Source organism: Microbispora sp. GKU 823, from assembly GCF_002027145.1.
Lineage (GTDB): Bacteria > Actinomycetota > Actinomycetes > Streptosporangiales > Streptosporangiaceae > Microbispora > Microbispora siamensis.
This window is the reverse complement of sequence record NZ_MWJN01000004.1, coordinates 127795-154457: the sequence shown is the minus strand read 5'-3', so window position 1 is coordinate 154457 and position 26663 is coordinate 127795. Positions and strand designations below refer to the sequence as shown.

21 protein-coding genes and 1 pseudogene are annotated in these 26663 nt (G+C 70.1%); 8 read left to right on the top strand and 14 right to left on the bottom strand.

Annotation, left to right across the window (positions count from 1 at the left end; translation table 11 throughout):
- The first annotated feature begins 358 nt into the window (after positions 1–358).
- On the top strand, positions 359–1939 hold the full coding sequence (locus tag B1L11_RS49715; RefSeq protein ID WP_256862207.1) for a serine protease: 1581 nt from the start codon (positions 359–361) through the stop codon (positions 1937–1939).
- Between the two features lie 426 nt (positions 1940–2365).
- Positions 2366–3820 (top strand): serine protease, encoded by a 1455-nt coding sequence (locus B1L11_RS49710; RefSeq protein ID WP_256862206.1) that lies wholly within the window; start codon positions 2366–2368, stop codon positions 3818–3820.
- Between the two features lie 83 nt (positions 3821–3903).
- On the opposite strand, the gene B1L11_RS04200 is transcribed toward B1L11_RS49710, so the two are convergent.
- From B1L11_RS04200 to B1L11_RS04165, 8 genes and pseudogenes are all read right to left on the bottom strand, one after another.
- A complete protein-coding gene (locus B1L11_RS04200) occupies positions 3904–5712 on the bottom strand; it encodes an ABC-F family ATP-binding cassette domain-containing protein (RefSeq protein ID WP_079313249.1) in 1809 nt (602 codons plus the stop codon).
- A 12-nt stretch (positions 5713–5724) separates the two neighbouring features.
- Positions 5725–6651 (bottom strand): 4-(cytidine 5'-diphospho)-2-C-methyl-D-erythritol kinase, encoded by a 927-nt coding sequence (locus tag B1L11_RS04195; RefSeq protein ID WP_079313248.1) that lies wholly within the window; start codon positions 6649–6651, stop codon positions 5725–5727.
- Between the two features lie 253 nt (positions 6652–6904).
- Positions 6905–8407, bottom strand: coding sequence for a serine protease (locus tag B1L11_RS49705; protein WP_256862205.1), 1503 nt, complete (start codon positions 8405–8407; stop codon positions 6905–6907).
- 394 nt (positions 8408–8801) lie between these two features.
- Positions 8802–9845: a M4 family metallopeptidase gene (locus tag B1L11_RS04185; RefSeq protein WP_079313247.1), complete on the bottom strand. Its 1044-nt coding sequence runs from the start codon at positions 9843–9845 to the stop codon at positions 8802–8804.
- 185 nt (positions 9846–10030) lie between these two features.
- Positions 10031–10889: pseudogene (gene rsmA, locus B1L11_RS04180) on the bottom strand (16S rRNA (adenine(1518)-N(6)/adenine(1519)-N(6))-dimethyltransferase RsmA).
- Between the two features lie 19 nt (positions 10890–10908).
- On the bottom strand, positions 10909–11766 hold the full coding sequence (locus B1L11_RS04175; RefSeq protein WP_079313246.1) for a TatD family hydrolase: 858 nt from the start codon (positions 11764–11766) through the stop codon (positions 10909–10911).
- Between the two features lie 2 nt (positions 11767–11768).
- Positions 11769–13355: a methionine--tRNA ligase gene (gene metG, locus B1L11_RS04170; protein ID WP_079313245.1), complete on the bottom strand. Its 1587-nt coding sequence runs from the start codon at positions 13353–13355 to the stop codon at positions 11769–11771.
- A gap of 56 nt (positions 13356–13411) precedes the next feature.
- Positions 13412–14629 (bottom strand): glycosyltransferase family 2 protein, encoded by a 1218-nt coding sequence (locus tag B1L11_RS04165; RefSeq protein WP_218670890.1) that lies wholly within the window; start codon positions 14627–14629, stop codon positions 13412–13414.
- Between the two features lie 398 nt (positions 14630–15027).
- On the opposite strand from B1L11_RS04165, the gene B1L11_RS04160 reads away from it, so the two are divergent.
- Positions 15028–16566, top strand: coding sequence for a hypothetical protein (locus B1L11_RS04160; RefSeq protein ID WP_256862204.1), 1539 nt, complete (start codon positions 15028–15030; stop codon positions 16564–16566).
- 33 nt (positions 16567–16599) lie between these two features.
- Here the strand turns inward: B1L11_RS04160 and rsmI are convergent, their stop codons facing one another.
- Positions 16600–17421, bottom strand: coding sequence for a 16S rRNA (cytidine(1402)-2'-O)-methyltransferase (gene rsmI, locus B1L11_RS04155; protein ID WP_079313243.1), 822 nt, complete (start codon positions 17419–17421; stop codon positions 16600–16602).
- Positions 17422–17629: 208 nt separating this feature from the next.
- Between rsmI and B1L11_RS04150 the strand changes: the two genes are divergently transcribed.
- Both B1L11_RS04150 and B1L11_RS04145 read left to right on the top strand, forming a co-directional pair.
- Positions 17630–19135: a dolichyl-phosphate-mannose--protein mannosyltransferase gene (locus B1L11_RS04150; RefSeq protein ID WP_079313264.1), complete on the top strand. Its 1506-nt coding sequence runs from the start codon at positions 17630–17632 to the stop codon at positions 19133–19135.
- Between the two features lie 116 nt (positions 19136–19251).
- Positions 19252–20658 carry a hypothetical protein gene (locus B1L11_RS04145; protein WP_079313242.1) on the top strand — a complete coding sequence of 469 codons (1407 nt, stop codon included), beginning with the start codon at positions 19252–19254 and terminating at the stop codon, positions 20656–20658.
- Between the two features lie 4 nt (positions 20659–20662).
- Here B1L11_RS04145 and B1L11_RS04140 read toward each other — a convergent pair whose 3' ends face one another.
- Positions 20663–21076: a VOC family protein gene (locus tag B1L11_RS04140; protein ID WP_079313241.1), complete on the bottom strand. Its 414-nt coding sequence runs from the start codon at positions 21074–21076 to the stop codon at positions 20663–20665.
- Between the two features lie 79 nt (positions 21077–21155).
- Between B1L11_RS04140 and B1L11_RS04135 the strand changes: the two genes are divergently transcribed.
- The 3 genes from B1L11_RS04135 to B1L11_RS04125 are packed head-to-tail and all read left to right on the top strand — an operon-like array spanning position 21156 to position 23787.
- The gene (locus B1L11_RS04135; protein WP_079313263.1) at positions 21156–22118 is read left to right on the top strand and encodes a YafY family protein; all 963 of its coding nucleotides are present in this window, start codon (positions 21156–21158) and stop codon (positions 22116–22118) included.
- A gap of 4 nt (positions 22119–22122) precedes the next feature.
- Positions 22123–23040: an amidohydrolase family protein gene (locus B1L11_RS04130; RefSeq protein WP_079313240.1), complete on the top strand. Its 918-nt coding sequence runs from the start codon at positions 22123–22125 to the stop codon at positions 23038–23040.
- Positions 23041–23049: 9 nt separating this feature from the next.
- Positions 23050–23787 carry a class I SAM-dependent methyltransferase gene (locus B1L11_RS04125; RefSeq protein ID WP_256862203.1) on the top strand — a complete coding sequence of 246 codons (738 nt, stop codon included), beginning with the start codon at positions 23050–23052 and terminating at the stop codon, positions 23785–23787.
- A gap of 75 nt (positions 23788–23862) precedes the next feature.
- Here B1L11_RS04125 and B1L11_RS49700 read toward each other — a convergent pair whose 3' ends face one another.
- The 4 genes from B1L11_RS49700 to B1L11_RS04110 form a co-directional block, all read right to left on the bottom strand.
- Positions 23863–23994, bottom strand: coding sequence for a hypothetical protein (locus B1L11_RS49700; RefSeq protein ID WP_256862202.1), 132 nt, complete (start codon positions 23992–23994; stop codon positions 23863–23865).
- Between the two features lie 96 nt (positions 23995–24090).
- Positions 24091–24465, bottom strand: coding sequence for a VOC family protein (locus B1L11_RS04120; protein WP_079313238.1), 375 nt, complete (start codon positions 24463–24465; stop codon positions 24091–24093).
- On the bottom strand, positions 24462–25100 hold the full coding sequence (locus B1L11_RS04115) for a TetR/AcrR family transcriptional regulator (protein WP_079313237.1): 639 nt from the start codon (positions 25098–25100) through the stop codon (positions 24462–24464). The genes B1L11_RS04120 and B1L11_RS04115 overlap by 4 nt, the downstream gene beginning before the upstream one ends.
- Positions 25101–25176: 76 nt before the next feature.
- Positions 25177–26616, bottom strand: a complete 1440-nt coding sequence (locus B1L11_RS04110; RefSeq protein ID WP_256862201.1) for a cell wall metabolism sensor histidine kinase WalK — start codon at positions 26614–26616, stop codon at positions 25177–25179.
- Positions 26617–26663: the final 47 nt, after the last annotated feature.

Genomic DNA, 26663 nt, shown 5'->3' with positions numbered 1-26663 from the left:
CCAAGCGTCTCGGTTACCTGAACGGTGTGACCATCGCGGTCTCCGACACCGACGGCAACAAGCGCATCGACACCAGCGTCTCCCCGTACTTCGACGGTGAGACCCTGGCCGTCTACCAGTACGCCGCGAAGTTCGCTTCCGGCAAGATCGTCTGAGACTAACTCTCCCGACGGTCTGACTGGACCACAGGAAAGGGCCCGGCCTCCAGCCGGGCCCTTTTCCTATATCGCGGAGCGGCTGTCAGGCATCGCTCCAGTAACAGCCCTTACGCCCCATGATCTCCTCCGATAACTTTATTCTCATCCTTTACTGACGCATGGGGCAAAAGTCACGCCCCACGCCAGACCTGGGAGAAAAAGTGAAGCGCACCCTCGCTCTTGGCGGCGTGGCGGCCGGCCTGCTGGCTTCCGCCGTCGTCGCCTCCCCCGCCCAGGCGGAGACGGTTCCGGCCAAGCCCCTGGCCGAGACCAACTTCGCCGCCAAGCAGGTGGCGGCGTTCTGGTACGGCCAGAAGATGGCCAACCTGATCAACGCCACGCCGTACAACGTCGAGACCAAGGTCTCCTCCAAGGTCATCGCCCACCTGCCCAAGGAGCCCGCCTCCTACAAGCCGGGCGTCGTCGGGTCCAGCGGCGACCAGAAGCCCACTGGCACCTCGAAGAACGTCAACCTGCCCCGGTCCTCCGGCAAGGTCTTCTTCGTCGGCGCCGACAACAAGCCGCACTGGTGCTCCGCCACCGCCATTCAGAGCGGGCACAAGAACCTCGTGGCCACTGCCGGTCACTGTGTCTTCAGCACAGTGAAGGAGAAGGACACGATGAGCAAGTGGGTCTTCGTCCCCGGCTACTACCAGGGCAAGACCCCGTGGGGCATCTACGTCGGCAAGACGGCCTTCACCCACTTCGACTACGAGGTCTACGCCGACGGCGACTTCGACTACGCGTTCGTGGCCGTCTACAACGGCGTCCAGGTCACCGACGTGAAGACCGACAGCGTCAAGAACTGGGTCGACAAGCGGGTCTTCAAGACCCTGGCCGAGGCCGAGAAGGCGCAGAAGGACGTCGAGACCAAGGAGACGGGCTGGGCCGGCAAGATCGTGCCGTTCGTGTCCAAGCCCGAGACGGTCGTCAGGGACAAGAAGAACAAGGAATACCAGCAGACGTGGATCGACGTCTGCACCTGGGCGCACTGGCAGAACCTCCAGGCGCCGGCTCTGACGGCTGAGAACAAGGCCCCCGCGACCAAGGACGCGGTGGAGATCCTCAACAAGGGCCGCGGGGAGACGACCGACTTCAAGACCGCGCCCGGCACCGGGATCAAGGTCACCCGCGTCTCGCTCACCGAGTACGACTCGGCCAAGGACGAGGTGAAGCTCGGCGACCTCGTGTTCCGCGTCTCCGAGGACGGGAAGAGCGTCTACTTCATCTACGACCACGGCTACTACAAGGTCAACTTCTGGGCGAAGTACGACCTGGACTACAAGCTGGTCGGCAAGATCGTGGACATCACGCTGAAGGACGTCGGCCGCCTCGGCGACAACGTCCCCGGCCAGGGCCTCGCGTACAACCAGAAGGTCGGCCAGCCGACCTACGTGTTCGGTTACCCGAGCGGGTCGCACCCGGACGGCAACTACGCCTTCACCGGCAAGACCCTCAAGTACAGCTACGGCAAGACCTTCCCCGCCGCGGCGCCGTCCATCAAGGGCGAGGCGCTTCAGGGCATCAAGTCCTCCTTCACCGGTGAGGGCGCGCTCGGCTCCGGCTGGCTGTACAAGTACGACAACAGCAAGCGGTTCGGCTACCTCAACGGCGTGACCATCGGCGTCTCGGACACCGACGGCAACGACCGGTACGACACCAGCATCTCGCCGTACTTCGACGGCGAGACCCTGGGCGTCTACAAGGTCGCCGCGGCCGCCGCGTCCGGCAAGATCGTCTAAGCGCTCGACCTCATGAGAAGGGCCCGGCGGTCTGCCGGGCCCTTCTCTCGTTTCCCGGCTCTCCGGTGTCCTCCCACGTCACCCGGCGGGCTCGCCTTACGCTTTGCCCCCCGCCGGGTCGTCTCGCGGACAGAATCAGACGTGATCACATCGGCGCGCGGTTCCATCTCACGATTGTGATTTACATCACATTCCTCGCCTGAACGATCAGTGACTTCCCGTGATCACGGCATCTTGAAATCAGCATCTCATCAGCGGAAACACAGCAAACATTCAGGATCGGATTCGGCCCTGATCATCGCGGGTGCGTATGCGGAGCGATTCTCGGCGCTACTTTCCGCCTGACTCCTCCGATAGCTTTCTTACCGTCCCTTTACTGACGAGTGGGCGCATTTTGTGCCCCCGACAGATCGAGGAGAACACCCCTTGAAGCGCACCCTCACCCTCGGCGGCATCGCGGTCGGCCTGCTGGCCTCCGCGGTCGTCGCAACCCCCGCACACGCGGACTCCGTACCGCACGACACCCTGGCCGGCTCCAACTTCGCCGCCAAGCAGGTCGCCGCCTTCTGGTTCGGCGAGCGCATGGCCAACCTCCGCAACGCCAGGCCGTACAACGTGGAGACGCGAGTCTCGGCCAAGCACGTGTCGACCGGCGGGGCGTCCGCGGACAGCAAGCCCGGCGTCGTCGGGTCCAGCGGCGACAAGAAGGCGACCACCAGCACGAAGAACGTCAACCTGCCCCGCACCACGGGCAAGGTGTTCTTCATCGGCGCCGACCACAGGCCCCACTGGTGCACCGCGACCGCGGTCCAGTCGCACTACAAGAACCTGGTGGCGACCGCCGGCCATTGCGTGTACGACACCAAGAGCAACAAGGCGACCCTCGACAAGTGGGTCTTCGTCCCCGGCTACTACCAGGGCAAGACCCCGTGGGGCATCTACGTGGGTAAGACCGCGTACACCCACTACGACTACGACGTCTACGAGGACGGCGACCGCGACTACGCGTTCGTCACGGTCTACAACGGCGTCCTGCCCACCGGCGGCTCCAGCAAGAGCTACGCCCAGACGTACGAGACCTCCCGTGAGGCGAGGCGGGCCAAGGCCAGGCTCGACAAGGACAGCGCCTACTCCCACCTGCGTATCCGGCCCGTCCTCGACACCGACCACGTGGTCAAGGAGGGCACCCGCGAGTCGGAGAAGGTCTACGTCAAGCGGGACGAGTGGAAGAAGCTCAACCCCGAGGGCACTCCCGCGAACGGGCCCTTCAAGGAGGGCACCGGCGTCACGGACAAGGAGTACACCTCCAAGCCCGACGGCTGGGTCGAGGGCAAGGAGTCGGCCGACGGCAAGGCCTTCTACCTCAAGAAGGGCGACAAGTTCGTCGTCCGCACCTACTGGATCAACTACGACGTCGACTACCGCCTGACCGGCCGGACCCTGTCGATCGGCCTCAAGGACGTCGGCACCCTCGGCTCCAACGTCGGCGGCCAGGGCCTGGCCTACAACCAGAAGATCGGCAGCGGAACCTTCGTGTTCGGCTACCCGAGCGGGTCGCACCCGGACGGCAACCACGCCTTCTCCGGCAACACCCTCAAGTGGTCGTACGGCAAGACGTTCAAGGCCAGCTCCCCCACCATCAACGCCCAGGAGCTCGTGGGGATCAAGTCGTCGTTCACCGGTGAGGGCGCGCTCGGCTCGGCGTGGCTGTACCGCTACAGCAACAAGAAGCGGCTCGGCTACCTGAACGGCGTGACCATCGGCGTCGCCGACCGCGACGGCAACCAGCGCTACGACACCAGCGTCTCCCCGTACTTCGACGGCGAGACCTACGGCGTGTACAAGGTCGCCGCCAACAACTGGTCCGGCAAGATCGTCTGATCCGCCACCGCGTACGCGAAGGGGCCCGGCATCACGCCGGGCCCCTTTCCGTTTCTCCGCGCATCGGCGACCGCGGCGACGCCCTACTGCCCTTCGAGGCGCTCCGCCACCGTCATCCATTCGAGCTCGGCCGCCTCCTTCTGCGCGGCGATCTCGCGGAGCTCGGCGTCGAGCTTGGCAAGGCGCTCGAAGTCGCTCGCCGCCTCGGCCATCTCGGCGTGCAGCTTCACCTCGCGCTCGCCGAACTTGTCGATCTGCCGTTCCAGCCGGTTGAGCTCCTTCTGCAGCTCCCGCAGTTCCTTGGCGGACGGCCCGGCCGCAGGCGCCGGCCGGTCGTCCTGGACGGCCCCCTCGGGAGCGCCTGCGGCGGAGGCCGCGCGGGCCGACAACGCGGCGCCCGACGCGCGGCGTTCCAGGTATTCGTCCACGCCGCCGGGAAGCATCGACAGCCTGCCGTCCCCCAGGAGCGCGACGCAGCGGTCGGCCACCCTCTCCAGGAAGTACCGGTCGTGGCTGACCACCACGAGCGTGCCCGGCCAGGCGTCGAGGAGGTCCTCCAACTCGGTGAGCGTCTCGATGTCGAGGTCGTTGGTCGGCTCGTCGAGCAGCAGCACGTTCGGCTCGTCCATGATCAGCCGGAGGAGCTGCAGTCGCCGCCGCTCGCCGCCCGACAGGTCGCCGACGACCTTCCACTGGGCCTCGCCCCGGAAGCCGAGGCGTTCGAGCAGCTGGGAGGCCGACCACTCCTTCTTGCCCACCTGGACGTACTTGCGGATCTCCTCGACCGTCTCCAGCACCCGCCGCGTGGGGTCCAGCTCGGCGAGCTCCTGGGACAGGTGCGCGAGCCGCACCGTCTTGCCGCGTACGACCCGGCCGGAGTCGGGCTCGACCGTGCCGGACAGCAGGCGCAGCACCGACGACTTGCCCGAGCCGTTCACGCCGATCAGGCCGATCCGGTCCCCCGGGCCGAACTGGTACGTGCAGTGGTCGAGCACCAGCGGACCTGCCCCCGGGCCGCCGGCGTGGAGCGTCACGTCCTCCAAGTCCGCGACGGTCTTGCCGAGCCGTGCCGAGGCGAAGTTCAGCAGCTCGACGGTCTCCCGCGGCGGCGGCTCGTTCGCGATCAGCGCCTCGGCCGCGTTGATCCGGAACTTGGGCTTGGAAGTCCGGGCCGGCGGTCCGCGCCGCAGCCACGCGATCTCCTTGCGCATGAGGTTCTGCCGGCGCTCCTCCGCGGCCTGCGCGATCCGCGCCCGCTCCGCCTTGGCCAGCACGTACGCCGCGTAACCGCCCTCGTATCGCTCGACGGAGCCGTCCACGACCTCCCACGTGCGGGTGGAGACCGCGTCGAGGAACCACCGGTCGTGGGTGACGACGAGCAGCGCGGACTTGCGCTGGACGAGATGCCCGGCGAGCCAGGCGATGGCCTCGATGTCGAGGTGGTTGGTGGGCTCGTCGAGGATCAGCAGGTCGTGCTCCTCGACCAGCAGCCGCGCCAGGGCCGTACGGCGCCGCTCACCGCCCGACAGCGCGCCCGCGGGAGCCGCGAGGTCGATGTCGGCGAGCAGGTTGGCGAGGATCTCCCTGATCGCGGCGTCGCCGGCCCACTCGTGCTCGGCCCGGCCGGCCAGGACGATGTCCTTCACGGCGGCGTCCGGGTCGAACTGGTCACGCTGGGAGAGCGTGCCGACCCGCAGCCCGCGGGTGTGGGTCACCCGGCCGCTGTCGGGCTTGAGCGTTCCGGCGATGATCGAAATCAGCGTGGTCTTGCCACCGCCGTTGCGGCCGACGACGCCGATCCGGTCGCCCTGCTCCAGCCCGAGAGAGACGTCGGCGAGCAGGGGCTTGGGCCCGAAGGCGTGGGAGACGGACTCCAGATTGACCAGATTCATCGCCCGTAAAGCTTATCCGGCCACGGTGGCCCCGGGGACGGGCCCGTGGGCGGTGACGACGGCCCGGCAGCCGTCCACGTCCTTGATCAGGCCGGCCAGCTCGTGCGCCCGCTCGGCCGACTCGGCGAGGAACGCGCAGGTCGGGCCGGAGCCGGAGACGAGCGCGCCGAGCGCCCCGTGCGCACGACCCGCGGCGAGCGTGTCCGCGAGCGAGGGACGCAGCGCCAGCGCGGCGGGCTGGAGGTCGTTGGACAACGCCTGCCCGAGCGCCTTCGCGTCGCCCTCGCGCAGGGCGGCGAGCAGTGCCTCGCTCACCGCGGGCGTGGGCGCCGCCACCCCCGCCTCCTCGCGCAGCCGGTCGCACTCGCCGTACACCCTGGGGGTGGACAGGCCGCCGTCGGCGAGCGCGAAGACCCAGTGGAAGATCCCGGCGGTCTCCAGCGGGGCGAGCCGCTCGCCGCGTCCGGTGCCCACGGCGGTGCCGCCGAGCAGCGCGAACGGCACGTCGCTGCCGATGTCGGCGGCGATTTCCATCAGGTCCTCGACCGGCAGGCCGAGGCCCCACAGCTCGTTGCAGGCCACGAGGGCCGCGGCGGCGTCGGCGCTCCCCCCGGCCATGCCTCCGGCCACGGGGATCGACTTGCGGATCAGCAGGTCGGCCCGGTAGGAACGGCCCGCCCGGTCGGCCAGCGCCCTGGCGGCCCGGACGGCGAGGTTGTCGTCGCTCACCGGAACCTCTCCGGTGTGGTCCCCCTCGACCCTGACCCTGAGCGGGGCGGCGGAGAGGTCCCCGTCGGCGGGCTCGGCGGCGGTGACCTCGTCGAACAGCGAGACCGCGTGGAAGACGTTCACCAGGTCGTGGTAGCCGTCCTCGCGCAGCGGGCCGACCGCGAGCTGAAGGTTGACCTTCGCCGGCACGCGCACCGTGATCGCGCTCATCGCCCGTTCACCGGCTCGTGCCGTCCTCGCGTGTGTCCTGGTGCGTGTCGTCCTGGTGCGTGTCGTCCTGGTTTCGGGCGACGGGCGGGGCCACGTCGTCTGTGCCTGACCATGAGATCCGAGCTTAGCGTCACACGCCCCTCGGAACATCTCGCGAGTTTCCGCTGATCAGCCGTGCCCGCGTATGCGAAAAGGGCCCGGCTGGAGGCCGGGCCCTTTCCTGTGGTCCAGTCAGACCGTCGGAGAGCTAGTCTCAGACGATCTTGCCGGAAGCGAACTTCGCGGCGTACTGGTAGACGGCCAGGGTCTCACCGTCGAAGTACGGGGAGACGCTGGTGTCGATGCGCTTGTTGCCGTCGGTGTCGGAGACCGCGATGGTCACACCGTTCAGGTAACCAAGACGCTTGGTGCTGCTGTAGCGGTACAGCCACGAGGAACCGATCGAGCCCTCACCGGTGAAGGAGGACTTGATGCCCACCAGCTCCTCGGCCTTCATGGACGGCGCGGCCGCCTTGAAGGTCTTGCCGTAGCTCCACTTGAGGGTCTTGCCGGTGAAGGCGTAGCTGCCGTCCGGGTGCGACCCGCTCGGGTAACCGAACACGAAGACGGACGTGCCGATCTTCTGGTTGTAGGCCAGGCCCTGACCACCGACGTTGCTGCCGAGGGTGCCGACGTCCTTGAGGGCGATGTCGACCAGCTTGCCACGCAGCTTGTAGTCGACGTCGAAGTTGCCCCAGTAGGTCGCCTTGTACCAGCCGTTGTCCTTGGCGAAGTAGAAGGCCTTGCCGTCGGGCGTCCAGCCGCCGTTGCCGAACTCCTCCTTGGAGACCCGGGTGACCTCGGTGCCCCAGGTCTTGTCCTCGTAGGTGGAGGTGCCGTGCTCCTTGGCCTGGTTCTCCAGGGTCGCCACGTCGGCGGGCGTCTTCGTGATCTGGCCGCGGGTGACGGGCGCCTTCACCGAGTCAGGCGTGCGGAGGGGGACCCGCTTGGTGTAGTCCACCACCGGCACGATCTTGCCCGCGAAGCCGGTGCTCTTGAGCTCCAGCTCCTTCTGGGCCTTCTCGGCCTCCGCCTTGGTCTCGAACGTGCGGTTGTCCACCCAGTTCTTGACCTTGTCGGTCGAGACGCTGGTGGGCAGGACACCGTTGTACACGGTGACGAACGCGTAGTCGCGGTCGCCGTCCTCGTAGACGTCGTAGTCGTAGTGGGTGTACGCGGTCTTGCCGACGTAGATGCCCCACGGGGTCTTGCCCTGGTAGTAACCCGGGATGAACACCCACTTGTCGAGGGTGTCCTTGTTGCTCACCGTGTCGTAGACGCAGTGACCGGCGGTCGCCACCAGGTTCTTGTACTGGCTCTGCACCGCGGTGGCCGAGCACCAGTGCGGCTTCTTGTCGGCGCCGATGAAGAACACCTTGCCGGTGGTCTTCGGCAGGTTGACGTTCTTCGACGTGCCGCTGGTGGCCTTCTTGTCACCGCTGGAGCCGACGACGCCGGCCTTGCTGTCCGCGGAGGCGCCACCGGTCGAGACGTGCTTGGTGGGCAGCGTGGTCTCGACGTTGTACGGCGTCGCGTTGACGAGGTTGGCCTTGTTCTGGCCGTACCAGAACGCCGCCACCTGCTTGGCGGCGAAGTTCGTGTTGGCCAGGTTCACCGGCGGGGCGACGTCGGAGGCGGCCTGCGCGGCGGGGGTGGCGACAGCGGCGGCGGCCAGCATGCCGACCGCGATGCCGCCGAGGGTGAGGGTGCGCTTCAACTTACTACTCCCTGGTCTGATCGTCGGGCGCCACTTGCGCCCCATCCGTCAGTAAAGGACGAGTAAGAAGCTATCTAAGGATTTGCGTCTTGTGACCGCCTTAAGTCGTTTCAGTCTGATCAGCCGGTCAAGATCGCGACCTTCGTCGCCGCCCGAATCCCTCTGAGCACCATCACGTTTTCGCTGATCACAGATGCCGCCGTCGCAGACACGTCACCGAGCGTCACTGATCCATTCAGAGGCTCAATGTGACCTAAATCACACTAATCCGATGGAACGGGACGGCTGTTGATCACGTCAAAGTTGCTCCGTCAGAGCGCCCCGCACCCCCGGGCGAGAGCGTGCCCGGGGGTGCGCCCCCGCCCGAAGTGTCCGGCCGGGCGGGGCACGGCGCTCAGAGGATGCCGCGGTCGGCGAACGCCTTGGTGGCGGCGCTCGCCGCGCTTGTACCGTACAGACGCCGGGCCGCGGCGACGGTCGCCTCGGCCGCCGCCTTGAACGTGGTGTCGGGAGCGAAGTCGAACTGCGCCTCGATGATCAGCGTGCTCGCCTTGCGGTCGCCGAGCGCACGGCGGATGTCCCACAGGGCGCGGGACCAGATCTCGCCGTCGGCGTGGACCTCGCCCCTGACGTCCTCGGGGTAGTGCTTGGTCCCGTCCAGGCGGCGCAGGCAGTGCGGAGCGGACGTGTAGCTCACCGAGTCCCAGTCGGCGACGCACGCCTCGTCGGTCCTGGCCGGAACCCCGGTCGCCCAGCTGCTCACGGCCACGGCCAGGTAGTCGCCGAAGGCCTCGCCGATCGCGCCGGACTCCAGGGTGGTGCCGAACCCGGGCACCTGTCCGTCCTGGACGCTGTGGCCGTACTCGTGGACGATCACCTCGGCGTCCTCGCCGTCGTCGACGCCGCCCTTGCCGAGAGAGATGTTGGCCTTGTCATCGCGGAAGAAGGAGTTGTCGCCGCCGTACTGGTTGATGCGCAACTCGATCTGCCGCTGGTTCACCGGCCGCAGCGTGCTGCCGAAGCCGAGCGACTGGATGTAGTGCTGGGCGGTGGTCACCCAGTGATAGCCCATGACCTGCTCGAACTGGTCCACGTCACGGTGGTAGGCCGGGAAGGCGCCGCCCACGGCCTTGGCGGCGGCGCCGGTCGAGCTCTTCACCCGGACGTACCGGCCGGTGAGCGTGCCGGAGCCGTCGAGGTCGGTCAGCGTGACCTTCGTGTACGCGGGCCCGAACTCGGGCAGGTCGGCGTCCTTGGCGTCGGCGAGATCCTGCAGGCCGAGCTGCTGCACGGGGTTGGGGGCGAACACGGTCGCCGTCGCCGTGTCGGCGTAGGCACCGGCCTGCGCGGTCGCGGGCGGGGCGGCGACGCCTGCGACCGCGGCGGCGAGAGCGCCGGCCAGACCGGCGGCAAGGACGGCGGAACGCGTGAGGGGCATGAGTCCTCCGGAGAAAAGTGCCACAAGTACCGGAGATCGTCGTCGTGCTCCCAGATCGGCCGCAAGAGCCGATGCATGTCCGTAATGATCCAATTAGGTCAGGTGTGTCTAACCCGACCGGCGCCGCCGCCGACGATGTGGCCGTGCTGCCGGCCTACCTCGGCCGCCGGCCGATCTGACCAGACCTAGCGCGTCGCCGCCGCGGCCCGCTGTTCGGCGATGCGGGCGAAGTCCTCGATCCTCAGCTGCTCCCCCCCGCGCCGAGGGGTCGATCCCGGCACCGAGCAGGGCCTTCTCGGCGGCGGCCGGCGTGCCGGCCCAGGAGGCGAGCGCGGCGCGCAGCGTCTTGCGGCGCTGGGCGAAGGCCGCGTCGACGGCGGCGAACACCTCCTCGCGGGTCGCCGTCGTCGCCGGCGGCTCCCGCCGCACGAGCGAGACCAGGCCGGAGTCGACGTTCGGCGCGGGCCAGAAGACGTTGCGCCCGACCGGACCGACCCGGCGCACGTCGGCATACCAGGCGGCCTTCACCGAGGGAACGCCGTAGATGCGCGAGCCCGGCGCTGCAGCGAGCCGGTCGGCGACCTCCGACTGCACCATCACCAGCCCGCGCCGCAGCGACGGCAGCACCTCCAGCAGGTGCAGCACGACCGGCACGGACACGTTGTACGGCAGGTTGGCCACCAGCGCGGTCGGCTCGGTCCCGAGCTCGGCGGGCCCGACCTTGAGCGCGTCGGCGCGCACCACGGTCAGCCGGCCGGCCACCTCGGGAGCCCGCTCCGCGACCGTCAGCGGCAACTGCTCCGCCAGCACCGGGTCGATCTCCACGGCGACGACCTCGGCGACCTCCGGGAGCAGGGCGAGGGTGAGCGAGCCGAGCCCCGGCCCGACCTCGATCGCCACGTCGTGCGGTGCGACCTCGGCGAGCCGGACGATCCGGCGGACGGTGCCGCCGTCGATCACGAAGTTCTGCCCCAGCTTCTTCGTCGGCCGGATGTTCAGCTTCTCCGCGAGCGCACGCACTTCGACCGGCCCGAGCAGACTCATGCCTCCAGTGTCTCCCGCTCTACCAGGCGCCGAAGACGGTCTCGCCGTTGGCCGAGATCCGGGCGGCGAGGTCGGTGACGTCCATGCCCTTGACCTCCGCGAGGCAGCGGAGCGTGAGCGGGATCAGGTAGGGCGCGTTGGGCTTGCCCCGGTGCGGCGTCGGCGGCAGGTAGGGCGCGTCGGTCTCGACCAGCATCAGCTCGGGCGGCGCCACCGCCGCCGCCTCGCGCAGATACCCGGCGTTCTTGTACGTCACCGGGCCGGAGAACGACATGAAGTAACCGGCGTCCGCACACCGCTTGGCCATCTCGGCGTCGCCCGAGAAGCTGTGGAAGACCACCACGTCGGGGGCGCCCTGGTCGGCGAGCACGGCGAGCACGTCGTCGTGCGCATCGCGGTCGTGGATGACCAGGGCCTTGCCGGTCCGCTTGGCGATCTCGATGTGCGCACGGAAGCTGGCGTGCTGGTCGTCCTTCGACGCCCAGTCGCGGAAGTAGTCGAGTCCGGTCTCCCCCACCGCCCGCACGTGCGGCCGCCGCGCGAGGTCCTCGATCTCGGCGAGGACCTCGGGCGTGGAGGCGTGCGCCTCGTTCGGGTGGATGGCCACGGCCGCGTAGACGTCCCGGTGCTCGCCGGCCACCTCGGCGTTCCACCGCGAGGACGGCAGGTCGTATCCGACCGTCACCAGGCGCGTCACGCCGACCGACTTCGCCTCGGCGAGGATCGACTCGACGCTCGCCCCGGCCGCCTGGGCCGCCAGCGCGACCGGATCGCCCGAGGACGCCTGCCGGTTGCCGACCATGATGTCCAGGTGGCAGTGGCTGTCGAACACCTCCGCCGGCAGCGCCTCGGGCGGCGCGGGACGCTCACGCGACATGGTCAGGCGTTCTCCAGCCGCGGGAAGAGGATCTCGCCCTTGACGACCTGCGCCCCGGCGGGCAGCTTGCCCCAGGTGGCGACGTCGGCGACCCGCTGGTCGGCGAGCGCGCCCAGGTGCGGCTCCGCCCCGAGGGACGCCCACAGCTTCGCGCTCGTGGCCGGCATGATCGGGTGGAGCAGGACCGCGATCGCGCGCAGCGACTCGGCCGCCGTGTAGAGGATCGTCGCGAGCCGCGCCTGGCCCTCGGGCGAGTCGTCCTTGGCCACCTTCCACGGCGCCTGGTCGCTCAGGTAGCCGTTGACCTGCTTGACGAAGTCGAAGATGGCGCCGATGCCGCCGGCGAAGTCCAGGTTGTCACCGATCATGGTGTCCGCCTGGGCCGCCGCCGCCGCGAGACCGTCCGCGATCGCCTGCTCGGCCGGGCCCGCGTCGGTGGCCTCCGGCAGGACACCGTCGAAGTACTTGCCGATCATCGCCGCGACCCGGGACGCCAGGTTGCCGAAGTCGTTGGCGAGCTCGGAGGTGTAGCGGGCGGAGAAGTCCTCCCAGGAGAACGAGCCGTCCTGGCCGAACGGGATCGCCCGCAGGAAGTAGTAGCGGTAGGCGTCCACGCCGAAGTGGCTCGTCAGGTCGCGGGGCGAGATGCCGGTGAGGTTGGACTTGCTCATCTTCTCGCCGCCGACCATGAGCCAGCCGTTGGCGAACACGCGTCCCGGCAGCGGCAGGCCGTTCGCCATGAGCATGGCGGGCCAGATGATCGCGTGGAACCGGAGGATGTCCTTGCCGACCAGGTGCACGTTCGCCGGCCAGGTGGCGTCGAACTTCGCCTGGTCGGAGCCGTAGCCGACGGCCGTGGCGTAGTTGAGCAGCGCGTCGATCCAGACGTAGATGACGTGCTTGGGGTCCCAGGGGATCGGGACTCCCCAGTCGAAGGTCGACCGCGAGATCGACAGGTCCTGCAGGCCCTGCTTCACGAACTGCACGACCTCGTTGCGCGCCGAGGCGGGCTGGACGAAGTCGGGGTTGCGCTCGTAGAACTCCAGCAGGCGAGGGCCGTACGCCGAGAGCCTGAAGAAGTAGTTCTCCTCCTTCAGCCACTCCACCGGGCGCTTGTGGATCGGGCACAGGTCGCCCTCCAGCAGATCGCCGGGCGACTTGTACTCCTCACAGCCGACGCAGTAGGGCCCCTCGTAACCGCCCTTGTAGATCTCGCCCTTGTCGTACAGGTCCTGCACGAACTCCTGGACGCGGTCGGTGTGGCGCGGCTCGGTGGTGCGGATGAAGTCGTCGTTGGCGATCTGGAGGTGCTCCCAGAGCGGCTTCCAGGCGTCCTCGACGAGCTTGTCGCACCACTCTTGGGGCGACACGCCGTTCGCCTCGGCCGTGCGCATGATCTTCTGACCGTGCTCGTCCGTGCCCGTGAGGTACCACACCTTCTCGCCGCGCTGGCGGTGCCAGCGGGTGAGCACGTCGCCCGCGACGGTCGTGTAGGCGTGGCCCAGGTGCGGGGCGTCGTTGACGTAGTAGATCGGCGTCGTCACGTAGAACGCCGACTCCCCGGATGCAGTCGTTCCTGTAGCCGCCATGTGCGAATCCTATCGGCCCCGGGGAGATGACTCCCCGGGTTAAAACGCCGGTGGCGTCAGGCCACGGACTCGCGGCTGACGGCCTCGGCGGCCTCCTCGGCGGCGGACGCCGCGATGTCGACCGGGTTCTCCCGCGTACGGCGGATGCCGAGGATGCTGATGAACAGCGATGCGAAGATCGTCTGGAAGCTCATGACGAACGCGGTCGCCGACGGCACGACGAGGCGCAGCGACTCGGCCGGGATCAGCTCGCCGAAGCCGCGGCCGCCCCAGTGGGCGAGCGAGGCCACCAGGCCGACGAGACCGGCGACGGCCAGGGCGCCACCCGCGAGCAGGCCCTTCTCCAGCGTGACGACGTCCACCAGCCTGCGGATGCGGCGGTCCTCGGGGAGGAAGCCCTCCTCGGCCGCGTACACCTTGGTGAACAACGCGAACAGCACGGCCTGGAAGCCGATGACCACCATCGCGGACGCGCCGACCAGTGTGTCGACGTCGAAGGCGAGCTTGCCGATGTAGACCGGGCCGAACGACAGCGCGGCCCCGGCGATGAGGCCGAGGCTCATCAGCACCAGGCCCGGGATGAAGAACAGCCAGCGCGGGCTGTAGAGCATCAGGAAACGCAGGTGGCGCCAGCCGTCCCGCCAGGAGCGCAGGTGCGGCGGGCGGGAGCGGCCGTCGGGCGACAGGGTGGTGGGCACCTCGCGGACGTCGAGCCCCTGGAGGGTCGCCTTCACGACCATCTCGGAGGCGAACTCCATGCCACCGGTCTGGAGCCCCAGCCGCAGGATCGAGTCGCGGCGGAAGCCGCGCAGTCCGCAGTGGAAGTCGCCGATCTCGCTGGGGAAGAACAGCCGGCCGATGAACGACAGGACCGGGTTGCCCAGGTAGCGGTGGAGCGGGGGCATGGCGCCCGGGGCGATGCCACCGCGGAACCGGTTGCCCATGACCAGCTCGGCGCCGTCCCGGAGCTGCTCGACGAAGGGCATCAGGTTGGTGAAGTCGTAGGAGTCGTCGGCGTCGCCCATGATGACGTACTTGCCGCGGGCGGCACGGATGCCGCCGATCAGGGCGTTGCCGTAGCCCTTCTCGTCAATATGGACAACCCGGGCGCCCGCGTCACGGGCAAGCTGTTGCGAGCCGTCGGTGCTGCCGTTGTCGGCGATGACCACCTCGCCGTCGATTCCGTTCTCACGCATGCAGGTGAGTGCCTTGCGAACACAGATCTCAACGGTCTCGGCCTCATTGAGGCATGGCATGACAACGGTAAGTTCCACGTCGCAACTCCTCGCATATGACGGCAGGACACCAATGATGCCCGCTTCCCAGTAGCGTCCGAGTCAAGTCCGCGAAACGGCTGGCATTCTGTAACCGTGACTCCACCCACCGCTGGAGCGGCGGGACTCCCGCGTCGCCGGCCGAGCGGCGACGCAGAGGACGAGCCCGGCCCGGAGAATTACCAGCTCGCCGGCCACGCCGGCGTGCGCGGTATGCCCGCAGGTCACGTGCCGGAACTCCGCCCGGGTGGCGCGGTTTTCCTTCACCACACGCCCGCGGGTGTCCATTGGCAGGCACCGGCGAAACTCGAGGGGAGGAAGCGCGGACTCACCCGCCGGATGGAGCAGGCGGTCGAATCCGCGCGACTTTGATGGTCGCGATCGCGGATCCTCCGTCGGTGAACGCCGCCCCGGTCGGTGGCTGGGCCCGTCCGCTCGCCCTGCTGCGCCGGCACCGGGTCTTCGCGGCCGCGCTCGGCGTCGCCTTCGTGCTGCGGATCGTCACGATGCTGGGCTTCGGCCCGGCCATGTGGTTCAACGACTCCTACGACTACGTGTCGGTGGCGCTGCGCCCGCGTCCGCACCCGATCCGCCCGGACGGCTACAGCTTCTGGCTGCTGCTGCTCAAGCCGTTCCACAGTTTCTCGCTCGTGGTGTTGACCCAGCACCTCATGGGCCTGGCGGCGGCGTTCCTTATCTACGCGCTGCTGACCAGAAGATTTGGGATGCCAGGCTGGGGGGCGACGCTGGCCGCCGTCCCCGTGATGTTCGACGCCTACCAGATCCAGCTCGAACAGCTGGTCATGTCGGACACCATGTTCATCCTGCTCGTCGTGGGCGTGGTGACGCTCGTGCTGTGGCGGGATCGGATGACCTGGCGGGGCGGGACCGTGGTCGGGCTGCTGCTCGCGCTGACGGCGCTGACCCGGAGCATCGGCCTGCCCATCCTCGCCCTGGTCGTGGCCTACCTGGTGATCAAGCGGGCGGGCTGGAAGCCGATCGCCGCCATGGTCGCCGCGTGCGCGCTGCCCGTGCTCGCGTACATGGGCTGGTTCAAGGCGGTGAACGGCCAGTTCGCGATGACCAACAGCGACGGGGTGATCCTCTACATGAGGACGTCGCTGTTCGCCGACTGCCACAAGATGAACATCGACGAGCGCCGCGAGCTGGAGCTGGCGCTGCTGTGCATCAACGTCCCGCCCAAGGACCGCGGCCTGTCCGCGCAGGCGTACCTGTGGTGGGACGACCAGAACCAGCTCCACGTCTTCGGCTCGGGCATGAAGTTCACCCCGGAGATCAACGCGAACGCGAGCGCGTTCGCGAAGAGGGCGATCCTGTCCCAGCCGGGCGACTACCTCGCCGCGGTGGCCAAGGACTTCTTCCGCGCCTTCCAGTGGGGCCGCCCGCGGTTCCCGGACGCCAAGACCTTCCTGCAGTACGAGTTCGACAACGAGTACACCCGCAAGCTGCCCAAGTGGAGCTCCTACCACAGCACCACGGACAAGGACGCCGAGGCGTACGAGAACGGCCCGGCCGCCACGCACGTGGTCTCGCCGTGGTCGGACATCATGATCGGCTACCAGAAGGTCGTACGGCTGCCGGGCCTCGTGCTGGGCCTGCTGCTGCTGTTCGGCCTGTACGGCGTGGCGCGGCGCTGGCGCGACCTCGGCGGACCCGGGCTGCTGCCCTGGCTGGGAGCGGTGGGGCTGATCCTGGCCCCGGCGGCGACGGCCGAGTTCGACTACCGCTACCTGCTGCCCGCGGTGCCGCTCGCCTGCCTCGCCGCCGGCATCACCGCCGCCGGCCTGCTGGGCCGCCCCTCGCCGCGGCTGTCGTCGCCGCGCCCGTCCTCACTGCGCACGTCCTCACTGCGGCTGTCGTCACTGCGCCAGGCGTCACTGCGCCTGTCCTCGCGGCGCCGCTCCTCGCTCCGCTGACCCGCCGCGCGGTGCCCGGCCCCTGCCCGGAGGTCAGGCGCCGTGGACGGCGTTGTAGAGCTCGCGCTTGGAGACACCGGCCGACTTGGCCACCTCGGCGATGGCCTGCTTGCGCGGCACGCCCGCGCCCTCGCGCCTGGCCACCTCCTCGACCAGTTCCTCGATGCCCGGCGCGGCCTCCTCGGCGGTCCGTCCCGCCACCACCAGCGTGATCTCGCCCCTGACCTCGCCCGCGGCCCATTCGGCCAGCTCGCCGAGGCCGCCGCGGCGCACCTCCTCGTAGGTCTTGGTGAGCTCCCGGCAGACGGCGGCGGGCCGCTGCGCGCCGAAGGCCTCCGCCATCGCCGCCAAGGTCGCGTGCAGGCGGTGCGGCGCCTCGAAGAAGACCATCGTGCGATCCTCGGCCGCCAGCGCCGCCAGCCGCCTGGCCCGCTCCCCCGGCTTGCGCGGCGGGAACCCCTCGAAGCAGAACCGGTCGCTCGGCAGGCCGGAGACGGCGAGGGCGGTCGTCACCGCCGACGGGCCGGGCAGCGCCGTCACGGGAAGGCCCGCCTCGACCGCGAGGCGGGTGAGCCGATAGCCGGGATCGGAGACGCCCGGCATCCCCGCATCGGTGATCACGACGACGGTGCGGCCCTCGCGCAGCGCCTCCAGCAACTCGGCCGCCCGCGCGCTCTCGTTGGCGTCGTAGTAGGACACCACGCGGCCCCCGATGGCGATCTCCAGGTCGGCCGCGAGCCGCCGCAGCCGGCGGGTGTCCTCCGCGGCGATCACGTCGGCCGCGGCGAGCACCTCGCGCAGCCGTGGGGACGCGTCTTTGGGCTGGCCGATCGGGGCTGCGGCGAGAACGAGCACGCGTCCACCCTATGGCGGGCGTGAAACATTCATTCACGAACGGCCGGATGACCCAATCCACGCGCGAGCCGTGTCCTCGGCGGGGACTCACCAGTAATCTGTCGGCGTGGCCGTGACCGACTATTCTCACAAGGCGTTCGAGCAGCCGGAAGAGGGACCACAGGACAACGCTCCCGCGGTTTCCCTGCGCGACCGGCTCGTGCCGCCCATGCCCGGCAGCGCCATGTGGGGCTGGCTCGGCCCCATCCTGGTCGCCCTCTTCGGCGGGTTCCTCCGGTTCTACCGGCTGGGCACGCCGCACGCGGTCGTCTTCGACGAGACCTACTACGCCAAGGACGCCTTCGCCACCGTCAAGTACGGCGTCGAGCGGCAGTTCGTGGACGGCGCGGACAAGCTCCTGCTCGCCGGCAACGAGAACATCTTCAAGCAGTGCGGCTCGGTGAGCGAGTGCGCCTCCTACGTCGTGCATCCGCCGGTCGGCAAGTGGCTGATCGGCCTCGGCGAGATGATCTTCGGAGCGAACCCCTTCGGCTGGCGTTTCACCGCCGCGCTGCTCGGCACGCTTTCCATCCTGATCCTCGCCCGCACGGCCCGCAGGATGACCCGCTCGACGCTGCTCGGCTGCGCGGCGGGCGTGCTGCTGTCCCTCGACGCCCTCCACTTCGTGCTGTCCCGTACGGCGCTGCTGGACATCTTCCTGATGTTCTGGGTGCTCGCCGGGTTCGCCTGCCTCGTGGCCGACCGGGACTGGTCCCGCAGCCGGCTCGCCGATTGGCACGAGGCGGGGTCGCCCGCGGACGGGCCGCGACTGGGCCTGCGGCCCTGGCGCCTGGCCGCCGGGCTGTGCCTCGGCCTGGCCCTGGCCACCAAGTGGACCGGCGGCTTCTACATCGCCGCCTTCGCGATCATGACGCTGCTGTGGGACGCGGGCGCCCGGCGGGCCGTCGGCACGCCCCGGCCGTATGGCGTGGTCGCGCGCCGCGACCTGCCGCTCGCCGCGGTGTGGATGGCGGTCGTCCCGGTCGTCACCTACGTCGTGTCGTTCACGGGGTGGTTCGTCACCGACAAGGGGTACGGCCGCAACTGGGACCAGGCCACCTCGAACGGCCCGGTCTACTTCGTCATCGACTCGCTCCGGTCGTGGTTCGACTACCAGGAGCAGGTGTTCGGCTTCCACAAGGGCCTGGAGGCGAGCCATCCCTACCAGTCCGAGCCGTGGCAGTGGCCGCTGCTGCTGCGCCCGGTGGCGTTCTTCTACGAGTCGCCGAAGAACTGCGGCGCCGCCTCGTGCTCCTGGGCGGTCCTCGGCACCGGGACGCCAGTCATCTGGTACGCCGGTCTGCTCGCGCTGATCGGCATGATCGCGTGGTACGTCGCGACCCGCGACTGGCGGGGGGGCGCGGTGCTGCTCGGCTACGCCGCCGGGTGGCTGCCGTGGTTCTACTTCGCCATCGCGAACAACCGGACGATGTTCATGTTCTACGCGATGCCGATGGTGCCGTTCATGATCCTGGCGCTCGTGCTGGCCTGCGGGCTGATCATCGGCAGGGAGGATCCGGCCCGGCCCAACCGGCGTGTGGTCGGCACGGCCGTGGTCGGCGCGTTCGTGCTCCTGGCTCTGGTCAACTTCGGCTGGCTCTACCCCGTGATCGCCGCCGAGTCCATCCCGTACGACTCCTGGCACGCGAGGATGCTGTTCAACTCGTGGATCTGACACCCCCGTATCGTTGGGCGCGTACCGTGCGCCCTAGGGTGCACCCAGAGGGGGGGTGGTCGCGAGTGATGCCGGGTCGTCGTCAACGATGGGGTCGATACGGCAGACTGCGGGTCATGCCCGCACCTGACGTCGCCGCGCTCCTCGCCCAACTGGAGCGCTCCGAGCCGGACATCGCCGAGCCCGCCCGCGTCGCGGTCGAGTGGCTCGCCGGCGGCGAGGCGCTGGAGACCATCAGCCAGTTCGACGTGTGCGAGTTCCTCTGGTACACGCTGCCGATCAAGGTTCCGGGCGACCAGGCGACCATCGCCGGCGCCCTCGGCCGGCTGCTCAGGCTCGCGGGCATGGAGCGTTACGCGGCCCTGTGCGACTCCCCGGCCACCGCCCGGATCCTGCTGACGTACGCCAGGGAAGGCGAGGAGGCCGGAGCCGCGGCCTACCACCGCGAGCTGGAGGCCACCGGGGTGCTGCCCCCGGACATCGCCGAGCTGTCGTGGAGCTCGATCATGGGGCCGGAGGAGCTCGGGGCGCACGTCGCCTGCGCGGCCGCCCTGGAGCTGGCCATCGTCACCGGTGACCCGGTGGACCGCGAGGAGCTGACCCGCCGCTGGCTCACCTCGCCCCGCGCCGAGCTGGGCGGCGACTGCTGGCTGCACCGGGTCCACGGCGAGCGGCTGAACCGCTGGGTGCTCGGCCGCGGCACCGCCCGCCGCGAGCTCGCCCAGCCGTTCGAGGTGCGGCTGCACGCCCCCATCTCGGCTCCGGACGAGCCGCACCTGGAACCGCTGCGCTGGCTGCTCGGCCTGGCCCGCACCGGCGTCCGCCTCACCGAGCGGCTCAACGTCGGGCGTGCCGTGGCCGCCGAGGCGGCCGACCGGTTCGGCTGGGGCAATCGGGCCAGGTCCGGGGTCGTACGCGGCGAGGCCGACGTGCCCGCTCTCACCGAGCTGCGGCAGATCGCCGTACACGATCTCGGGGCGCTGCGGCGCAGCGGCCGGAGGCTGGTGCTCACCACCACGGGCAGGAACCTGCTGGACGACCGCGCCGCCATGTGGGAGGCGGCCACGCCCACGCTGCTCGTCCCCGCCCCCGGGGAGCACGACTTCGAGGTCTCCATCCGCGAGTCGGCGCTGATGATCCTGGTGGACGGCGACGTGGTGCGGGATGGCGACCTGCGCGACCGGGTCGCCGAGGTGGTCAACGGCGAGGGCTGGCGCGCCACGGACGGCGGCCGTGTCGACGGCGCCGACCTCACCGGCCCGCTCGCCCGGCTCCGGCACCGCCTCGAGGCCCTCGGCCTGGAGACCGCGGACGACGAGCCGGAGGCGGCAGGTTCAGCGCCCGAGACGGCAGGTTCAGCGCCCGAGACCGCCACCCGGGCACCCGGGCGCGCGAGCCGGGGAGCCCGTGAGGCGTGCCGCGAGCCCCGTGCCGTGGCGGCTCACGGCCGCCGGACGCGCGCCGCGCTCGCCGCGCTGCGCGCCCAGGCCCTGCGCCCCCGCCAGTACGCCGGCCTCGGGTAGCCGTTCAGGCCCGTGGGGCCTGGAGGGCCTCCAGGTAGTGGGCGTTGTACATGATCCCCAGGATGTTGCCGAACGGGTCGGCGACCGAGGCGGTGACGAACCCGGGGCCGCGCTCCGTCGGCGCCTCGTGCTGCGTGGCGCCCATCGCCAGCAACCTGTCCAGGCTCGCCGCCACGTCGTCCACGTGCCAGTAGAGGACGGCCCCGCCCGGCCCGCCCACCTCGTGCGGCGCGTAGCGGCGGTCGATCAGTCCCAGTTCGTGCTGGTGATCGCCGAGGCGGAACTCGGCGTAGGCGAGCCGCCCGTCCGGCCCCCGGCGCTCGAAGTACGCCTCCACGCCGAGCAGCTCCGCGTACCACCTCTTCGCCTGCTCGACGTCGTCCGCCCAGAAACTCACGGTCGTCATTCCGCGCAACATGCGTGCTCCCTTCGTCTGATGTGAACGCTAGAAGCCGTTGAGGAACGTACGGTTCCGCAATGCGCGGGAGACTGTGGCCATGCTGGAAACCTCCGTACGGCTGCTGCGGTTGCTGGCTCTGCTCCAGGCGCGGCCCGGCTGGTCGGGCGCCGACCTGGCGGACCGGCTCGGCGTGACCACCAGGACCGTGCGCAACGACGTCGAGCGGCTGCGCATCATGGGCTACGAGATCGACTCGGTCACCGGCCCAGCCGGCGGATACCGGCTGGGCGCCGGGTCCGCCCTGCCTCCGCTGCTGCTTGACGACGAGGAGGTCGTCGCGGTGGTCGTCAGCCTGCAGGCCGCCGCGGGCAGCACCGTGACCGGCATCGAGGAGACCTCGCTGCGCGCGCTCACCAAGCTCCAGCGCATGCTGCCGTCCCGGCTGCGCCACCGGATCGAGGCCGTACGCGCCGCCACGGTCGCGGTGCCGGGCCACGGCCCCACCGTGGATCCCGACACCCTGACCTCGATCGCCGCGGCCGTCCGCGACCGCGAGACCCTGCGCTTCGACTACCTGGACCACCGGGGCGACGAGGGGCGCCGGACGGCCGAGCCGCACCGGCTCGTGTTCACCGGGCGGCGCTGGTATCTGCTGGCCTGGGACGTCGACCGCGGTGACTGGCGGACCTTCCGCGCCGACCGCGTGCGGCTGCGCACCCCGAACGGCCCCCGCTTCACCCCGCGCGAACCACCCGAGGGCGACGCCGCCGCCCACGTCGTACGCGGGACGGGCTCGGCCGCCTGGAGGCACCGGGCCGTCGTACGGCTGCACGCGCCCGTCGAGGTCATGGGCGCGAGGCTCACCGCCGCGGCCGGCCTGCTGCGCGCCGACGGCGCGGACGCCTGCGTGCTGGAGACCGGCGGCGACTCGCTCCCCACCCTGACGGCCTTCATCACCGCGCTCGACGTGCCCTTCACCGTGCTCGACCCGCCCGAACTACGCGCCCACCTGTGCGCGCTCGCCGAGCGCTACCGGGCAGCGGCGGCAGGTAGCGTGTGAGGCCATGCCGGACGAGACACTTGCCGCCGACGACGACATTCGACACGTCAACGCGTTCTGGCGGAGGCTGGGCCTGCCCGGTCTGATCGACGTCCACACCCATTTCATGCCGGAACGCGTCCTGACGAAGGTGTGGGCGCACTTCGACTGCGCCGGGCCGCTGGTCGGCCGGACCTGGCCGATCACGTATCGGCTGCCGGAGGACGACCGCGTCGAACGGCTCAGGGCCTTCGGCGTGCGGGCGTTCACCTCCATGCTCTATCCCCACAAGCCCGGCATGGCGGAGTGGCTGAACGACTGGGCCGCCGGCTTCGCCGCCCGGGTGCCCGGCTGCCTGCACACGGCGACGTTCTTCCCCGAACCCGGCGCGGCGCGGTACGCCGCGCGGGCGATCGAGGCGGGCGCCCGGGTGTTCAAGGCACACCTCCAGGTCGGCGGGTACGACCCGAACGACCCGCTGCTCGACGAGGTCTGGGGGCTGCTGGAGGACCACGGCATCCCGGTGGTGACGCACTGCGGGTCGGGCCCGGTCCCCGGACCGCACACCGGGCCGGAGCCGATCGCGGCCCTGCTCACGCGGTATCCCCGGCTGCCGCTCGTGATCGCCCACATGGGCGCTCCCGAGTACGCCGAGTTCCTCGCCCTGGCGCTGCGTCATCCGGCGGTCCGCCTGGACACCACGATGGTCTTCACCCGCTTCACCGAGGAGACCGCGCCCTTCCCCCGGGAGGCCGTCCCGCTGCTGCCGGAGCTTCAGGACCGCGTCCTGCTCGGGACCGACTTCCCCAACATCCCCTACCCGTACGCGGAGGCGCTGGCGGCCCTGGCCGGCCTGGACCTCGGCGACGGGTGGCTGCGCGCCGTCTGTCACGACAACGCCGCCAGGATCTTCGGTCTGTACGAGGGGGACGGCCGAAGGTAGAAAGTGATCGTGGTGGAGCCGCGTGGGAACTCGCATGGGAAGTACGGTGTCGACGCCCCGGCGGTGCTGACCGGGCTGGCGCTGGGCGGAGTCGCGGAGACCGCGCTGGCCGCCGTGCTCTTCGCCGTCGGGTGGGCCGTCCCCGCGGTGGTGCTGCTGATCGGCGGCGGCATGATGATCATCGGCGCGGCGCTGTTCGCGCACACCACCCTGCGCGGCAAGTTCCGCGTCTGGGACGCGGAGCTCGACCGGCTCGGCCTGACCGGAAGCGAACGCGTCCTCGACATGGGCTGCGGCCGCGGGCTCGTCCTGCTCAAGGCGGCGGCGCGGGTTCCCGGCGGCGACGCGACCGGCGTCGACCTGTGGACGCACGACCAGTCGGGCAACAGCGGCGAGGCCACCCTGGCCAACGCCCGCGCCGAGGGCGTCGCCGACCGGGTCGCGCTGGTCACCGCCGACATGCGGGGCCTGCCCTTCCCCGACGCCACGTTCGACCTGGTGGTGTCGAGCCTCGCCGTGCACAACATCGTCGACGCCGAAGGGCGCGCCGACGCCGTACGCGAGGCGTTGCGTGTGCTGAAGCCGGGCGGCAGGCTGCGCGTGGCCGACTTCAGGAACGCCGGCCGCTACGCCGACGTGCTCCGCGAGTGCGGGGCCGCCGACGTCCACGTGTACGACCTCGGCTGGCGCTTCTGGTACGGCGGGCCGCACGCGAAGACGTCCATGGTCGCGGCCACACGTCCATGACGCACGGCCCGGAACGCACCGGAGGCCGGTCTCGAGAGACCGGCCTCCGGGCGTCTGTGCGGCTGTGGCGACTGGTTACGGCAGGGCCTCGATGACGGCGTCACGCCAGTCGTAGTTCATCCAGTCGTAGTTCCAGGGCAGCCCGCCGGTGACGGCCTCCAGCTGGCTGTCGTCCAGCGGGCGGAGGGCCTTGTCGAAGTCGTTCATCTCGGATGAGACCTTTCCGTGAGGAATGTGCTCACCGAAGGTCCCAGGCGCGGCTTGAAGATCTCTTGAAGACAACTGGGTTCTCAGGTGGACCGGTCACGCGGGGGACATGACCTCGTAGAGGTTGCGCGCCGCGTCGACGAAGAACAGCCCGCGCGGGCACAGCGGATGATCGATACGGCCGTTGTCGGGGTGTGCCGGATCGCTTCCGTAGGGCACCCCGGCCTCCCGCAGGCGTTCCAGGATCTGGTCGAACGTGGCCGGATCCACGTCGAACGCCAGATGCACGCCGGCCGGGTTCTCCACGGTCATGAAGTCGAGGGTCAGCGTCTCGTTCACCCGTACGGGCGCGAAGTGGCCGTTCCGGCCGGCGGGCGGGAGCTCCGCCAGACCCATGATCGAGGCGAAGAACCGGGCCGCCTCGCGGTTGTCGGCGGCGGGGACGATGGTGTGGTTCAGCGTGATGGTCATGCCGGGCTCTCCTGATCTCTGAGGCTGCCGTGGAGGAGGATGTCGACGAGCTCCTCCGGGGACGGGTCCACGCCGCCGGACGCGAAGTGAAGGCGGGTGAAGAGCATCCCCAGGAAGACCGAGGCGATCCTCTCCGGCTCCAGGCGCAGCGCCGCCCGATCGGGTTCGATCAGCTCGACGAGCGCCTCGTGGGTCGCCCTCATCGAGGTCTCGCGGGCTCCGGGAGGAGGCCGGTCTCCGGGGGCCTGCCGGTCGCCGAGGCTTCGCCCGCGGCGGTGACCGGTGCCGTGCAGTGCTCCGATCACGGTCCCCATGCGTCCCAGGTGGGCGCGCAGGGCCTCGGCCGCCTGCGTGAGCCGGTCGGCGAGTGGTTCGTCGAGGGAGATGGAGGCCAGCTCGCGCAGCACGTGATCGGGGTTCATCGCCTCGGCCATGCACGCGTCGAGCAGTTCGTCCTTGTCGCCGAAGGCCCGGAAGACGGTGCCCTCACCGATGCCGGCGGCCCGGGCGATCTGACCTGTGGTGACGGCGGCGCCGTGCTCGGCGACCAGTGGCAGCGCCGCGGCGACGATCATCGCCCTGCGCTGTTCTGGGCTCATCGCCGGCGCCCGCCGGCGGGGAACGGATTCTGTCATGCCTCCGACGCTACGGAGTGAGCGCTCACTCCGTCAACGAGATTTTGGTGGACGGCCTCTCTGCCGGGGGGCCGGTTCAGGAAGACAGGGTGTCGTCGGCCGGTGCCGCCGTCGCTTCGGCGGGAGCGGACGGGAGGCACAGGACGAAGCGGGCGCCGACGGGGCTGTCCTCGATCGTCAGGCTGCCTCCGTGGGTCTCCGCGATCTGCCTGGCGATCGGCAGCCCCAGCCCCGCGCCCCCGGCGTCCCTGCTGCGAGCCGAGTCCAACCGGGTGAACCGGTCGAACACCATCTCGCGCTTGTCCCGTTCGATGCCCGGCCCGTCGTCGACGACTTCCATCACCGCCGCGCCCCGCGGGTAGCGATCGCCGAAGCCGCCGCCGCGCTCGTGCCGTACGGACACGGTGATCATCGTCCGCGCGTGCCGTTCGGCGTTGTCGAGGAGGTTGGTCAGCAGGCGGGCGAGACCCACCCTGTCGCCGAGCACGAACACCCCCGGCTGGAGGGCGGATTCGACCCGCCTGGTCGGGTGACGACGGTTCCGCAGCTCCGCGGCCACGACCTCGGCCAGATCGAGCCGGTGCTGCTCGCCGCGCTGGCCGTGGTCCAGCCGTTCGAGGGTGAGCAGGTCGCGCACGATCGCCTGCAGCCGGTCGAGGCTGGGCAGGAGGACCGACCCCAGCTCGGGCACGCTGGTCTCCTCCGGCGCGAGAAGGCCGTCCTCCACCTCCGCGCGCATGGCGGCTATCGGAGTGCGCAGGTCGTGGGAGGCGTTGGAAACGAACTGACGCTGTTGCTGCAGCGCGTTCTGCACCTGTCGCAGCGCGGTGTCCAGCCGGCCGAGCGTGTGGTTGACGCTTTCGGCCATCCCCTGGATCTCGTCGTCCGTGGCCGGCACCGGCACCCGGCGACCGGGGCAGTCCCCGTTGATCTCGTCGAGCTCCTCCCGGATGGCGTTGACCGGCCTGAGCGACGCCCGTACGTTCCGGTAGCCGAGGTAGGTGATGGCCGCGGCCAGCACCGCCGCGCCCACTCCCACCAGCCCGGCCAGGCGGGGGTCGACCCACGGGGGCACTTCCGGGGAAGCGCTGTAGACCATCCATTTCTCGCCCGCGCGGTGTGCCCACTGCGCCACCACGATGTTGCAGTCGCCGGCCGGGAAGACGCCGCCGCACACGACGCTGGTCGCGCTGTTCCTGCTGTCCGGCGGGGTGAAGCGGGCCATTCTCGGCATCCCCCGTACATCCGGGGTCGAAGCGACGACGCGGCCGGACGGGTCGAGCACCTGAAGGTGACGGCACTCGCTCCCGGCAAGGGGATAGGCCAGCCGTCCCCGCTCCATCTCGACGGCGACACGGCCACCCGCCGCCGCGACCTCCCTGGTGACGGTGTCGCGAGCGTAGTGGCGGACGGCCGCCATGAGGAGCAGGGCCAGCAGCGCGCACAGCAGGGTGGACACCACCCCGGTGAACAGGGTGATGCGGCTGGTGATGGAGAAGCGGCCCTGCAGGTTCATCCTGGCTCCTCCGGCCAGTGGACCACATGGGGCGGAAAGGGCCGGGA